Source organism: Streptomyces sp. ATexAB-D23, assembly GCF_000373645.1.
Classification (GTDB): domain Bacteria; phylum Actinomycetota; class Actinomycetes; order Streptomycetales; family Streptomycetaceae; genus Streptomyces; species Streptomyces castrisilvae.
In genome coordinates this window covers 88,340-102,700 of sequence record NZ_KB892016.1, presented here as the reverse complement: position 1 = coordinate 102,700, position 14,361 = coordinate 88,340, and the positions used below count along the sequence as shown (strand labels likewise).

Annotated in this window: 11 protein-coding genes; 8 read left to right on the top strand and 3 right to left on the bottom strand. The window is 70.6% G+C overall.

What is annotated here, in order from left to right:
- Positions 1 to 81: 81 nt before the first annotated feature.
- The 5 genes from B082_RS0117095 to B082_RS0117075 all read left to right on the top strand — a co-directional run bounded on the left by B082_RS0117095 (position 82) and on the right by B082_RS0117075 (position 5,546).
- Complete coding sequence (locus B082_RS0117095) at positions 82 to 552, top strand: FtsB family cell division protein (RefSeq protein ID WP_018553032.1); 471 nt, start codon at positions 82 to 84, stop codon at positions 550 to 552.
- 70 nt (positions 553 to 622) lie between these two features.
- Positions 623 to 1,162 carry a DUF501 domain-containing protein gene (locus B082_RS0117090; protein WP_018553031.1) on the top strand — a complete coding sequence of 180 codons (540 nt, stop codon included), beginning with the start codon at positions 623 to 625 and terminating at the stop codon, positions 1,160 to 1,162.
- Positions 1,163 to 1,172: 10 nt separating this feature from the next.
- Positions 1,173 to 2,114, top strand: coding sequence for a Ppx/GppA phosphatase family protein (locus tag B082_RS0117085; RefSeq protein WP_018553030.1), 942 nt, complete (start codon positions 1,173 to 1,175; stop codon positions 2,112 to 2,114).
- Positions 2,115 to 2,538: 424 nt separating this feature from the next.
- Positions 2,539 to 3,924, top strand: coding sequence for an NAD(P)/FAD-dependent oxidoreductase (locus B082_RS0117080; protein ID WP_026249883.1), 1,386 nt, complete (start codon positions 2,539 to 2,541; stop codon positions 3,922 to 3,924).
- Between the two features lie 317 nt (positions 3,925 to 4,241).
- Entirely contained in the window at positions 4,242 to 5,546 is a 1,305-nt protein-coding gene (locus B082_RS0117075) for an SAM-dependent methyltransferase (RefSeq protein ID WP_018553028.1), read from the top strand.
- 65 nt (positions 5,547 to 5,611) lie between these two features.
- On the opposite strand, the gene B082_RS0117070 is transcribed toward B082_RS0117075, so the two are convergent.
- From B082_RS0117070 to B082_RS0117060, 3 genes are all read right to left on the bottom strand, one after another.
- Positions 5,612 to 8,140 (bottom strand): ABC transporter permease, encoded by a 2,529-nt coding sequence (locus B082_RS0117070; RefSeq protein ID WP_018553027.1) that lies wholly within the window; start codon positions 8,138 to 8,140, stop codon positions 5,612 to 5,614.
- A 64-nt stretch (positions 8,141 to 8,204) separates the two neighbouring features.
- The gene (locus tag B082_RS0117065) at positions 8,205 to 8,975 is read right to left on the bottom strand and encodes an ABC transporter ATP-binding protein (protein WP_018553026.1); all 771 of its coding nucleotides are present in this window, start codon (positions 8,973 to 8,975) and stop codon (positions 8,205 to 8,207) included.
- A 380-nt stretch (positions 8,976 to 9,355) separates the two neighbouring features.
- A complete protein-coding gene (locus B082_RS0117060) occupies positions 9,356 to 10,378 on the bottom strand; it encodes a LacI family DNA-binding transcriptional regulator (RefSeq protein ID WP_018553025.1) in 1,023 nt (340 codons plus the stop codon).
- A 221-nt stretch (positions 10,379 to 10,599) separates the two neighbouring features.
- On the opposite strand from B082_RS0117060, the gene B082_RS0117055 reads away from it, so the two are divergent.
- From B082_RS0117055 to B082_RS0117045, 3 genes are all read left to right on the top strand, one after another.
- Positions 10,600 to 12,327 (top strand): ABC transporter substrate-binding protein, encoded by a 1,728-nt coding sequence (locus tag B082_RS0117055; RefSeq protein ID WP_018553024.1) that lies wholly within the window; start codon positions 10,600 to 10,602, stop codon positions 12,325 to 12,327.
- A gap of 129 nt (positions 12,328 to 12,456) precedes the next feature.
- Positions 12,457 to 13,452: an ABC transporter permease gene (locus B082_RS0117050; RefSeq protein WP_018553023.1), complete on the top strand. Its 996-nt coding sequence runs from the start codon at positions 12,457 to 12,459 to the stop codon at positions 13,450 to 13,452.
- Positions 13,449 to 14,354, top strand: a complete 906-nt coding sequence (locus B082_RS0117045) for an ABC transporter permease (protein ID WP_018553022.1) — start codon at positions 13,449 to 13,451, stop codon at positions 14,352 to 14,354. The genes B082_RS0117050 and B082_RS0117045 overlap by 4 nt, the downstream gene beginning before the upstream one ends.
- Positions 14,355 to 14,361: the final 7 nt, after the last annotated feature.

Here is a 14,361-nt window from a genome sequence, read left to right as displayed (position 1 = left end):
AGTGCCCCGGCCTCCGTCCGTCCCCGCACTCGGTCCCGTACCGTGTGCGGGGACGGACGTGCGTAATGGGGAGGCGGAGACATGGCCGCGAAGGACCGGGACCGGTTCTCCACCGCGACCCGGCTGCGGCTGCTCGGGGAGCAGACCGCCGCCCGCGTCTACCGGTCGCAGAACCGCCGGCAGGCCCGCCGCTCCCGGCTCACCGGCCGGGCCGCCTTCCTGGCCCTGATCGTCTGCTCGCTGATCGTCGCCCTCGCGTATCCGATGCGCCAGTACGTGTCGCAGCGCGACGAGATCGCCGACCAGCGGCGGCTGGCGCGGGAGGCCGAGACGCGTACCGAGGAGCTGCGTGACGAGAAGGCGCGGCTCCAGGACGACGCGTACATCAAGCGGCTGGCCCGTGAGCACCTGCACTACCTTCTTCCCGGGGAGACCGGCTACACCGTGGTCGACCCCGACGCGGTCAAGGAGCGCAACGGGCAGCCGGACGAGTCCGGCGGGCCGTGGCACTCCAACCTCTGGGACGGCGTCGACAGCGCCGACCGCGGCTGACGGCCGTCCCCACCCCCGTACCTCTGCAGAACCCGCGGTTCGAGCAGTCCGATCAGAACGCTAGGCAGGCATGGAAACGCCCCCTCCCCAGACCGAGCCCACCGTCCCCACCGAGGCGGACATCGCCGCCTTCCAGCAGCAGCTGGGGCGCCCGCCGCGCGGGCTGCGGGCCATCGCGCACCGCTGTCCGTGCGGCAATCCGGACGTGGTCGAGACGCAGCCCCGGCTGGAGGACGGCACGCCGTTCCCGACGACGTACTACCTGACGTGCCCGCGCGCGGCGTCCGCGATCGGCACGCTGGAGGCGAACGGGGTCATGAAGGAGATGACCGAGCGCCTCGGTCAGGACCCCGAGCTGGCGGCGGCCTACCGGGCCGCGCACGAGGACTACCTCGCGCGGCGCGACGCCATCGAGGTGCTGGAGGGCTTCCCGAGCGCGGGCGGCATGCCGGACCGGGTGAAGTGCCTGCACGTGCTCGTCGGGCACTCGCTGGCCGCGGGTCCGGGTGTGAACCCGCTGGGGGACGAGGCGATCGCGATGCTTCCGGAGTGGTGGCGCAAGGGGCCGTGCGTGTCGCCGTGCGGCGAGCAGGGCACGGACGAGGGCTGAGGGCGAAGACATGACGCGTGTGGCCGCCATCGACTGCGGTACGAACTCGATCCGTCTGCTGGTCGCGGACGCCGACCCGGCCACGGGGGAGCTCGTCGAGTTCGCCCGGCGGATGGAGATCGTGCGGCTGGGGCAGGGCGTCGACCGGACCGGGCGGCTCGCCCCCGAGGCGCTGGAGCGTACGTTCGCGGCCTGCCGTCGGTACGCGGCGGTGATCGAGGAGCACGGCGCCGAGAAGGTCCGCTTCGTCGCCACCTCCGCCTCCCGGGACGCGGAGAACCGGGACGACTTCGTGCGCGGGGTGCTGGACATCCTGGGCGTGGAGCCAGAGGTGATCACCGGTGACCAGGAGGCGGCGTTCTCGTTCGACGGGGCGACCAAGGAGCTGACGGGCCGCGACGACCTGGCGAAGCCGTACCTGGTGGTGGACATCGGCGGCGGCTCCACCGAGTTCGTCGTGGGCGACGACCGGGTTCGGGCCGCCCGGTCCGTGGACATCGGCTGTGTCCGGATGACCGAGCGCCACCTCGTGCGGGACGGCGTCGTCGCCGACCCGCCATCGGCCGAGGGCGCCGAGGCGATCCGCGCGGACGTCGCGGCGGCCCTGGACCTGGCCGGGGAGAGCGTCCCGATCACCTCGGCGGCCACGCTCGTCGGCCTCGCCGGGACGGTCACCACGGTGGCCGCCATCGCGCTGGACCTCAAGGAGTACGACTCCGAGGCGATCCACCACTCCCGGGTCTCCCTGGAGCAGGTCCGGGAGATCACCGCGCGGCTGCTGGCCTCGACCCACGCGGAGCGCGCCGCGATCGGCGCGATGCATCCGGGCCGGGTCGATGTGATCGCGTCCGGGGCGCTGATCCTCCAGGCCGTGATGGAGCGGACCGGGGCGCGCGAGGTCGTCGTCAGCGAGCACGACATCCTCGACGGAATCGCCTGGTCGCTGGCCTGAGCGGCGGCCCGAGAAGCGCTCATACGTCATCCCGCCCGCCCCTTTGAGTGGGCGGGATGTGCCTGGTGAGGCCCCTTTCGGGCCGCCTCGCGACGAAGTTCGTGAACTTCTTCACAAGAGATTGGCCGCCCTGGGCCGGAGTTCTGCTGCGGACGGGTGACGGTGAGGGTGAGCGGGGTCACTCGGGGCCCGTGGGGGAGCGTTCCGGGCGGGTTACGGCCGTGTGGACCGGGAGCGGTGCGTCTCCGGGTACGGGGCTCAAGGGCCAGCTCACAGCTGGTGAACAACGTTCACCGCAGGCGCCGGGTTCCCGGCCGTGGCCATGACCTGGGTCACGTGGGCGGCGAACTATAGCAGAGGGTGGCAAGAACCTTGTGAAGGGGCTCACGAGCATGCCCCCCGAACGGGGTGGATACTCGATGGCATGAGCACCACGGAGCGTCCCAGGATCCTCGTAGTAGGCGGTGGGTACGTAGGCCTGTACGCAGCTCGGCGCATCCTCAAGAAGATGCGCTACGGCGAGGCGACCGTCACGGTCGTCGACCCCCGGTCGTACATGACCTACCAGCCCTTCCTCCCCGAAGCTGCTGCCGGCAGCATCTCGCCTCGGCATGTCGTCGTCCCGCTGCGACGCGTGCTGCCCAAGGCCGAGGTTCTCACCGGCCGTGTCACCACCATTGACCAGGACCGCAAGGTCGCCACGGTCGCGCCGCTCGTCGGCGAGGCCTACGAGCTGCCCTTCGACTACCTGGTCATCGCGCTCGGCGCGGTCTCCCGTACCTTCCCGATCCCCGGCCTCGCCGAGCAGGGCATCGGCATGAAGGGCATCGAGGAGGCCATCGGCCTGCGCAACCACGTCCTCGAACAGCTGGACAAGGCCGACTCGACGACCGACGAGGACGTCCGCCGCCGGGCCCTCACCTTCGTCTTCGTGGGCGGCGGGTTCGCCGGTGCGGAGACCATCGGCGAGGTCGAGGACATGGCCCGCGACGCGGCGAAGTACTACACGAACGTGAAGCGCGAGGACATGCGCTTCATCCTCGTCGACGCCGCCGACAAGATCCTTCCCGAGGTCGGCCCGAAGCTGGGCACCTGGGGCCGGGAGCACCTGGAGTCCCGCGGTGTCGAGGTCTTCCTCTCGACCTCCATGGACTCCTGCGTCGACGGTCACGTGGTGCTGAAGAACGGCCTGGAGGTCGACTCCAACACCATCGTGTGGACGGCCGGTGTGAAGCCGAACCCGGCGCTGGCCCGCTTCGGCCTGCCGCTCGGCCCCCGCGGTCACGTGGACACCACCGAGAAGCTCCAGGTGCGGGGCACCGACTACATCTGGGCCGCGGGCGACAACGCCCAGGTCCCGGACATGGTCGGCCGCAAGGCCGGCAACCCGAACGCCTGGTGCCCGCCGAACGCCCAGCACGCGCTGCGTCAGGCCAAGGTCCTCGGTGACAACGTCATCTCCGGGATGCGCGGCTTCCCGCAGGGCGACTACAGCCATGCCAACAAGGGCGCGGTCGCCGGCCTCGGCCTGCACAAGGGCGTGGCGATGATCGTCATGGGCAAGATGAAGATCAAGCTCAAGGGCCGCCTCGCCTGGTACATGCACCGTGGCTACCACGGTCTGGCGATGCCGACCTGGAACCGCAAGATCCGGATCTTCGCCGACTGGACGCTGGCGATGTTCCTCAAGCGCGAGGTCGTCTCGCTCGGCGCCATGGAGACTCCGCGCGAGGAGTTCTACGAGGCCGCCAAGCCGGCCCCCGCGCCGGCCGCCGCCAAGCCGGTGGGCGAGAAGGCCAAGGCCTCCTAGCCCGCACAGGGCCGTAGCGGCCGCAGTACGACGCCCGAAGGGGCCGTCCGCCATCCGTGGTGCGGACGGCCCCTTCGGCGTATCCGGGTACGACGGGGCGGTGCGGGGTACCGGGGCGTGGGGGCCGGACCCCCGGCGGATGCATGTGGCGTGCATGTATTTTGCCGTTCCCTTGCCCGGTAGCGGGATGGCCGGGCCGCCGGAAACTGTTGTGGGGGATGTGCCACGCCGTGGTGCCCAGGGCACCGGGGCGTGGTCCGAGACATGTGTGGGCATGTCTGGGCACGTTGGGAAACACCGTCACGGAGGTGTGCGCCATGGCAGACGCCGCATCGCGGCTGACCGCTCTCGCCCAGGAGTTGCTGGGACAACCCCTACCGGTCCGCGTCCGGGCCTGGGACGGCAGCGAATCCGGACCGCCCGGAGCCCCCGTCCTCGTCATCAGGAACCGCCGGGCCCTTCGCCGCCTGCTGTGGAAGCCGGGGGAACTCGGCCTGGCCCGCGCCTGGGTGGCCGGTGACCTCGACATCGAGGGCGATCTGTACGAGGCGCTGGACGTGATGGCCGGTCTGATCTGGGAGCGCGACGCCGAGGCCGGCGGCGGCGTACGCGCCCTGCGCGACCCGAGGCTGCGGGCGGCCGGCAAGGAACTGCTGCGGCTGGCCGGCCCCGGACTGCCGCCCGCGCCGCCGCCCGAGGAGGTCCGCCGCCGCAGCGGCGCCCTGCACACCAAGCGCCGTGACAGGGCGGCCATCAGCCACCACTACGACGTGGGCAATGACTTCTACGAACTGGTTCTGGGACCTTCCATGGTCTACTCCTGCGCCTACTGGGAGGACGGCGGAACCCTGGAGAGCGCCCAGCGCGACAAGCTCGACCTGGTCTGCCGCAAGCTCGCGCTGAAGGAGGGCGACCGGCTGCTGGACGTGGGCTGCGGCTGGGGCTCCATGGCCATGCACGCCGCCCGCGAGTACGGCGCCCGTGTCACCGGGGTGACCCTCTCCACCGAACAGGCCGCCTACGCCAGGAAGCGCATCGCCGACGAGGGCCTCACCGACCGCGTCGAGATCCGCGTCCAGGACTACCGGGACGTCCGCGACGGCCCGTACGACGCGATCTCGTCCATCGGCATGGCCGAGCACGTCGGCTCGGTGCGCTACCGCGAGTACGCCGACGACCTCTACGCGCTCCTCAAGCCCGGCGGGCGCCTCCTCAACCACCAGATCGGACGGCGCCCCGAGAAGGACGAGTCCGCGTACGAGATCGACGAGTTCATCGACGCCTACGTCTTCCCGGACGGTGAACTGGCCCCGGTCGGCCGGACCCTCGCCATCCTGGAGGAGGCCGGCTTCGAGGCCCGGGACGTCGAGGCGCTGCGCGAGCACTACGCGCTGACCCTGCGCCGCTGGGTCGCCAACCTGGAGCAGGGCTGGGGGAGCGCGCTGAAGATGGTCTCGCCGGGCCGGGCGAGGGTCTGGCGGCTCTACATGGCCGCCTCCGCGCTCTCCTTCGAACGCAACAAGATCGGCGTCAACCAGATCCTGGCGGTGCGCCCGCAGGAGGGCGGCTCCTCCCGGATGCCGCTGCGGGCCCGCGCCTGGCAGGCCGACGCGACGGGCTGACGTACGACGGAGGGGGCCGGTGCCCGCGGTCGCGGAACACCGGCCCCCTCCTCACGCGGGCGTGGCTACTCGGTCTTGATGGCCGTCAGCATGTTCAGCTTGGCGGCGCTGCGGGCCGGCCACAGGGCGGCCAGCACCCCCACCACTCCGGCCAGCAGCAGGAACACCGCGATCCGGCCCCACGGCACGACCAGCACGTAGTCCGGGATGCTCGTGGACACGGACTGTCCGATCGCCCAGCCGAGGAACATGCCGAGCCCGATGCCGACGACCGCGCCGAAGAGCGAGATCACCACGGCCTCCAGCCGGATCATGCGCTTCACCTTGCGCCGGTCCAGGCCGATCGCCCGCAACATGCCGATCTCCTGCTGACGCTCGAACACCGACATGGCCAGGGTGTTGACGACCCCGAGCACCGCGATGATCAGCGCCATGGCGAGCAGCCCGTACATGATGTTCATCGCGAGGTTGAGGCTGCCGCCGAACATGTCCCGGATGTCCTGGCGGTCCATGATGCTCATGCCGGGGTTGTCGCCCAGCGCGTCCACCAGCGCCTGTTCGTGGGCCGCGCTCGCGCCGCCGTCCGTCTTCACCCAGATCTCGCGGATGTCCGGCAGACCCTCGTGCGGGGCGACGGTCGCGCGGGGGATGAGGACCGGCGAGAGGAACTCGTTGTCCTTGTAGAGGGCGACGATCTTCAGCTCGCCCTTCTTCTTGTCCTCGTACGTGACGGAGACGGTGTCCCCGGTCTTCCAGCCGTGCGACTTCGCGGTCTTCTCGGCGACGGCGATCTCGCCGTCGGCCAGCGAGTCCACCGAGCCCGCGACGGTGTCGACGGTCAGCACCTTCTGCACGTCGCCCGGCGTGATGCCGGACGTCGAGAGCGAGGTCTCGCCGATGTCCAGCCAGACGGACTGCTGGGGGGAGACCGCGGTGACGCCGTCGGCCTTCTCCAGAGCGGTCAGCGCCGACTCGTCGAGCGCGTCGCCGCTCGCCATCGAGATCATGTAGTCGGCCTTGACGTGGTCCGTGGTCGCCTTGTCGACGGCCCGGCCGAGGGTGACGCCGAGCACCGAGATACCGGTGACCAGGGTCAGGCCGATCGCCAGCGCGGAGGCGGTGGCGCCGGTGCGCCGGGGGTTGCGGACGGCGTTCTGCGCGGCCAGCTTGCCGGAGACCCCGAACAGCCCCAGCAGCAGCGGGCGCACCAGGGCGATCACCGGGCGGGACAGCAGCGGGATGAGGACGATGACGCCGATCAGGGCCAGGAACGCGCCGCCGGCGATGAGCATCCGCCCGTTGCTGCCGGCCTTGGCCGCGCCGCCGAGGATTCCCGCGGTGCCGATCAGCGTGATGAGGGAGCCGATGGTGTTGCGCAGGACCAGGGACTTGACCGTGGCCGCGGCGTACGCGCTGTTCATCGCGGCGACCGGGGGGATCTTCGCGGCCCGGCGGGCGGGCAGCCAGGCGGCCAGCACGGTGATCAGGACGCCGACGGTGAAGGCGGCGATGATGGTGGCCGGGCCGACCACCAGCGGACCGGCCGGGATCTTGCCGCCGAGCAGGCCCATCGCCGAGCGGAGCCCGACGGCGAGTCCGAGGCCCAGCGCGAAGCCGATGACGGAGGCGATGAGGCCGACCACGGCGGCCTCCAGGAGCACCGAGCGCTTGACCTGCCGGCGCGAGGCACCGACGGCCCGCATGAGGGCCAGTTCCTTGGTGCGCTGGGCGACCAGCATGGTGAAGGTGTTGGCGATCAGGAAGATGCCGACGAAGAGGGCGATGCCCGCGAAGGACAGGAGCAGCCGGTTGATGCCGCTGAGGCTGCGCTCGATCTCCTCGGCCTGTTCGTCCGCGCGCACCTTGCCGGTCTGGGCCTCGGCGTCCTCGGGCAGCAGCGGCTTCACCGCGGCGAGCAGCTGCTGGTCGGAGGTGCCGGGCTTCGCGGCGACGGAGACGTCCTTGAACTCGCCGGGGCGCAGGAACAGCTTCTGCGCGACGGGGGTGTCGAAGAGGACCAGGCTGCCGCCCGCGTTGACCGCGCCGTCCTCGGTGGTGAAGACCCCGGACAGGGTGTATTCCCTCACCGGTCCGTTGGTGGCGACGCGCACGGTGTCGCCGACCTCGTACTCGCCCTTCTTCGCGGTTTCCTCGTCGAGGGCGATGCTGCCGGCCTCGGTGGGGCCGGAGCCGTCGGTGAAGGTGTACGCGGTGTCCTTGCCGTCCTTGCCGGGGGCGAAGTTGGAGCCGCTGTTGGACCAGCCGTTGCCGATCAGCTTGCCGTCGGGGTCGGCGACCCCGGCGAAGCCGTTGACCCGGCCGGTGGCGGTGGCCACGCCGTCCAGGGCCTGGATCTTCTTCAGGGTGGCCGCGTCGATGGCGCGGGTCTCCTCGTCGCGCTGGTCCGCGTAGGTGGTGACGGCGACGGCGATGTCGTCGTAGCTCTTCGCCGACTGGTTGCGGAAGGCGTTGCCGAGGGTGTCGGTGAAGACCAGGGTGCCGGAGACGAACGCCACGCCGAGCATCACGGCGAGGATCGTCATCAGCAGCCTGGCCTTGTGCGCGAGCACATTGCGCAGGGCGGTACGGAACATGTCTGTCAGTCCTGGGAGGGAAGAGGGCCGGAGGGAGCGGTACGAAGCGCCGGTACGGGGCGGCTCAGCTGGTGCGGCCCTTGGCGTCGAACGCCTTCATCCGGTCCAGCACCCCGTCCGCCGTGGGGTGCATCATCTGGTCGACGATCGCCCCGTCGGCCAGGAAGATCACCCGGTCCGCGTAGGAGGCGGCGGCCGGGTCGTGGGTCACCATCACCACGGTCTGGCCCAGTTCGCGCACGGAGTTGCGCAGGAAGCCGAGGACCTCGGCTCCGGAGCGGGAGTCGAGGTTGCCGGTCGGCTCGTCACCGAAGATGATCTCGGGCTGCGAGGCGAGGGCGCGGGCCACCGCGACGCGCTGCTGCTGGCCGCCGGACAGCTCGGTGGGGCGGTGCTTCAGCCGCTCGGAGAGGCCCACCATGTCGATGACCTTGCGCAGCCACTCCTGGTCGGGCTTGCGGCCCGCGATGTCCATCGGCAGGGTGATGTTCTCCAGCGCGGTCAGCGTCGGCAGCAGGTTGAACGCCTGGAAGATGAAGCCGATCTTGTCCCGGCGCAGCTGGGTGAGCTGCTTGTCCTTGAGCGCCCCGAGCTCCGTCTCGCCGATGCGCACCGAACCGCCGCTGAAGCTGTCGAGGCCGGCCACGCAGTGCATCAGCGTGGACTTGCCGGAGCCCGACGGGCCCATGATCGCGGTGAACTCGCCCTGCGGGAAGTCCACGCTGACCCGGTCGAGGGCGGTCACCTTGGTCTCGCCCTCGCCGTAGACCTTCGACAGTTCCGTGGCGCGGGCGGCCACCGCGGTGGCGCGGTGAGCGGTGGACATGGTGGTCACGGCAGACTCCAGGGTGGGGTGGGTGTACGGGACGGATGCCCGCCCGGCGGCCCGCCGCACGGCGGGGCCCCGGGTCAGGGGTACCGCTCCATCGTCTCCGCCGCCCGGCCCCGGGGCGTCACTCCCGGTGCCCGTTCCCGGGGCCCTCTTGAGTCGCATCAATCGGGCCCCGGCATCCTCCTGCGGTATGACATCGGCTCGGCGTCCCGTGGGGGTCAGGGCCTGTCCGGCGGATCTTCGCGGGCCCGCGACGCCTGGCACGCACTCTCGCCGCACGGCCGAATCACCCAAGTACGTCCAGTGCGAGGGCGATTCCGGCGCACGCCGATAGCGCACACCAGACGCCGCGGGCTGATCCACGAAGATCCGCCGGACAGGCCCTAAGCCCGCGGCGCCCCCGTCGACCCGCGGGGCTCCAGCCGGGCCGTCGTGTCCTCGTGGCCCTCGGCCGCACCGTCGGTGACCAGGGCGAGCAGGGTGCGGGCCGCGTGTCCCCCGTACGCCGGGATGTCGCGGCTCAGCGCGGTCAGCGGGGGGCGGACGACCCGGGAGAGCTGGGAGTCGTCCCACGCGACGAGGGAGAGGTCGCCGGGCACGTCGAGGCCCATCTCCTGGGCGACCGAGAGCCCGGCGACGGCCATGATGTCGTTGTCGTAGACGACGGCGGTCGGCCGCCGGGGCGAGCTGATCAGCCGGCGGGTGGCGTGCGCGCCGTCCTCGCCGGAGTAGCCGGTGTGCACGATGACCGGATCGCCGAGCCCGAGTTCGGCGCAGACCTCGCGCTGGGCCCGGTCGCGCAGCGCGGTGTGGCTGAGCTCCGGCATCCCGGCGACCCGGGCGACCGAGCGGTGGCCGAGCGCGGTGAGGTACGCGAAGGTGTCGCGGACGGCCGCCGCGTCGTCGGACCAGACGGCGGGCAGCGGTCCGGCCGCCGAGGGGTGGCCGATGACCACGGCGGGCAGGCCGAGTTCGGCGACGCCCTCGATGCGGGGGTCGGGGCCGCGCAGGTCGGTGAGGAAGACGCCGTCCACCCGGCCCTCGCCCCACCAGCGGCGGTAGACCTCCAGCTCCTGCGCCGGGTCGGTGACGACCTGGAGGAGCAGGGCGCAGCCGCGCGGCGAGAGCTCGGACTCGATGCCGCTGATCAGCTCCATGAAGAAGGGTTCGACGCCGAGCAGCCGGGCGGGCCGGCACAGCGCGAGGCCGACCGCGTCGGCTCGGGCGCGGGTGAGGGCGCGGGCCGCGCTGTTGGGCCGCCAGCCGATCTCCCGCGCGATGGCCTTGATGGCGGACCGGGTCGCGGGGGAGACGCCCGGCCGGTCGTTGAGCGCGTAGGACACCGCGCCCTTGGACACCCCGGCGCGGGCCGCGATGTCGGCGATCGTGGGGCGGTGTTTGGGCATGCGACCTCGCTTAACCGGTTCGTGTACCACGCGCATCCTAGACGTCGGCCTTGACGGGCACAGCTGCCGGGTCCGAGGAATGATCGTTCAACTCCCTTGAGGAATAAAGAAATGGGAGCGCTCCCGCACCCTTGACAGGGGTTTCGCGCGGCCTTAACTTCACGGCACTTACCCGGTTCAGTAACTCCGCTCGGCAGGGACGGCGGGGAGAAGGAGGGACGATGGGCACGGGATTCCGGGGACGGATCGCGGCCACGCTCGCCGTGATCGCACTCGCCGCCACCGCGTGCACGGGGGGCGGCTCCTCGTCGGGCGGTTCGGGCGGTTCCGGGGGCGGCGCGCTTCCCCGTAACGAGACGCTCTACACCACCGGCACGCAGTGGGGGCCGCCGGCCAACTACAACCCGCTGCACAACTGGGACCACGCCACCGGCACCAAGGGCCTGGTCTACGAGACCCTGTTCCACTTCGACCCCAACGAGGGCAAGCTGACGCCCTGGCTCGCCGAATCGGGCGGCTGGACGGACGACAGGACCTACGAGGTGAAGCTGCGCCCCGGCATCACCTGGTCCGACGGCAAGCCGCTCACCGCGAAGGACGTCGCCTACTCCTACGGGATCGGCAAGATCGAGGCATCCTCCTTCCACACCCTGTGGAGCTGGCTGTCCGGCGCGGAGGCGGTGGACGCCACCACGGTCCGCTTCACCTTCAAGGAGGCCCGCTACCAGGAGTGGGACTTCACCCTCTACGGGCAGCCCGTCGTTCCCGAGCACATCTGGAGCAAGCGCTCGGAGAAGGAGATCCTGGACGGCGTCAACGACAAGCCCGTCGGCACCGGCGCGTACACGCTCAAGAGCCACACCCAGGACCGGGTCGTCTGGCAGCGGCGCGACGACTGGTGGGGCGTGAAGGCCCTGTCCATGAAGCCCGCGCCCCGCTACATCGTGGACGTCTCCAACCCCAGCAACGAGGTCGTCATCGGCCAGCTCGGCCAGGGCCAGCTGGACCTGAGCAACAACTTCCTGCCCGGCGCCGCCTCCCTGGTCAAGAGCAAGAAGGTCGTCTCGTACTACGACGAGCCGCCCTACATGCTCTCCGCCAACACTGCCTGGCTCGTGCCCAACACCACCAGGAAGCCGATGGACGACGCCGCCTTCCGCAAGGCGCTCGCCGCCTCCGTCGACGTCGGGAAGATCGTCAAGGGCGTGTACGGGGGCCTGGTCAGGGCCGCCGACCCGACCGGGCTGCTCCCGCAGTGGGACACGTACATCGACAAGGACCTCGTCGCGGGCGAGGGCTTCACCTTCGACACCGCCAAGGCCAGGCAGCTCCTCGCGGACGCCGGCTACAAGGACACCGACGGCGACGGCCTGGTGGAGAACAAGGACGGCTCGAAGATCAGCCTGAAGCTGGCCGTGCCCACCGGCTGGACCGACTGGATGGAGGCCGCCAAGGTCATCGCCTCGTCCGCCAAGGCCGCGGGCATCAGGATCACCACCGAGTTCCCCGACGCCAACGCGCTCAACGAACAGCGCGGCAAGGGCGACTTCGACCTCGTCGTCAACAACGAGCGCCAGCTCTCCAGCACCCCGTGGACGTACTACGAGTACATGTTCCAGCTTCCCGTCCAGAAGCAGCAGAACACGGTCAACTTCGGCCGCTACGAGAACAAGGACGCCTGGAAGCTCGTCCAGGAACTCGGCGCGGTGAAGACCGACGACACCGAGGGCATGAAGAAGGTCATCTCGAAGATCCAGGACATCCAGCTGAAGGAGATGCCCGTCATCCCCCTCTGGTACAACGGCCTGTGGGCCCAGTCCACCACCGGAACCTGGACCAATTGGCCCTCGGACGCCGAAGGCGCGCCCAAGTACGCCCCCGCGATGTGGCGCAACTGGCTGGAGATGGGCGGCTTCGAGGCGCTCACCCAGCTCAAGCCCGCCAAGTGACACGGCAGTTCCGAGCCCTGTCCTAGGAGCGGCCGGCCAGTGCCGGTCACTCCCATCCATGACCGCCCCGCCGTGCGCGTGCCGCCCTGACCGCCGCCCGCACGGCGGGGCTCTCTCCGGGGAGCCTCCTTGCGCCGCTACTTCGCCCGCAAACTTCTCATCTACGCGCTGACCTTCGTCGTCGCCGTCACCGTCAACTGGATGATCCCGCGCTTCATGCCGGGCGACCCGGTCGCCGCCATGGTGGCCCGCGCCCGCGTCTCGCAGCCCGAGGCCGTCGAGGCCATGCGCGCCTACTACAACAACCTCTTCGGCTTCGACGAGCCCGTCTGGCAGCAGTACCTGCACTTCTGGAGCGCGCTGCTCCAGGGCGACTTCGGTCTCTCCATCTGGGTGTTTCCCAAACCCGTCGCCGACGTGCTGCTCGACGCCCTCCCGTACACCCTCGGCCTGATGATCCCGGCCGTCCTGCTCAGCTGGTTCGTCGGCAACTGGGCCGGGGCGCTGGCCGCCCGCCGCAAGGTGCTCGACAACACCGTCCTCCCGGTCGGCTACCTGCTCACCGCCATGCCCTACATGTGGATCGCCGTCATCCTCGCCTGGGCGCTCGGCTCCAAGGCGGGCTGGTTCCCGATCTCCGGCGGCTACAGCCTCGACATCCAGCCGAACTGGTCCGTCGACTTCGCCGTGGACCTGTTCCAGCACTGGGTGCTGCCGTTCCTCTCGCTCTTCCTGGTCGCGCTCGGCGGCTGGGCCATCGGCATGCGCAACATGATCATCTACGAGCTGGAGTCCGACTACTCGTCCTATCTGTCGGCCCTCGGCGCACCCCAGCGCCTCATCCGCCGCTACGCCTTCCGCAACGCCGTCCTGCCCCAGATCACCGGACTCGCCCTCCAGCTGGGCGTCCTGGTGGCCGGAGCGCTCGTCACCGAGATCGTCTTCGCGTACCCCGGTCTCGGCTCGCTCATTCTCGCCGCGATCCAGAACCAGGACTTCTTCCTGCTCCAGGGCGCGTTCCTGTTCATCGTCATCGGCGTCCTGATCGCCAACTTCCTCATCGACGTCGTGTACGTCGTCGTGGACCCCCGTACCCGTACCGGCATGGCAGGAGGCCAGTCATGAGCACCGCGCCCGAACCGGCCGCCGAACCCGCCGGGCCCTCCGCCCCCGCGGCCCGCCCCGGCCGCGAGACGCTGCACTACGCCGTGCGCAACCCCAAGCTCCTCATCGGGTTCACCGTCGTCGTGCTGCTCCTGCTCGTCGGCCTCGTCGGGCCGCCGCTGCTCGACAACGCCGACCCCAACGAATACGTCGGCCCGCAGGCCGCCCCGCCCGACGGCACGTACTGGATGGGCACCACCACCTTCGGGCAGGACGTCTACGCCCAGTTCGTGCACGGGCTGCGCGCCACCTTCCTGGTCGGCGTCGTCGGCGGGGCCATCGCCGCCGTCATCGCCATGCTCGTCGGCTTCCTGGCCGGCTACCGGGGCGGAGCCGTGGACGAGATCCTCAACATGCTCACCAACGTGGTCCTCGTGCTGCCCGCCCTGGCCGTCCTGCTGATCATCAACGCCTACCTCGGGGTCCGCTCGGTCCCCGTACAGGGCCTGTTCATCGGGCTGACCTCCTGGCCGTGGGCGGCGCGGGCGATCCGGGCGCAGACGTTCTCGCTGCGCACCCGGGAGTTCGTGGACCTGGCCCGGCTCAGCGGCAGCGGCACCTGGCGGATCATCTTCCGCGAGATCGCGCCCAACATGAGCTCGTACCTCTTCATGATGTTCATCCTGCTGTTCGGCGGCTCCGTCCTGATCGCCTCCTCGCTCGATTTCATCGGGCTCGGCCCCACCGAGGGCGTCTCGCTCGGGCTGATGCTCCAGAGCGCACAGCAGTGGAGCGCGCTCCAGCTCGGCATGTGGTGGTGGTTCGTCCCGCCGGGCGCCGGGATCACCGCGATCGTCGGCGCGCTGTACGTCGCCAACGTCGGCCTCGACGAGGTCTTCAACCCGAAGCTCCGGGAGGCCTGAGCACATG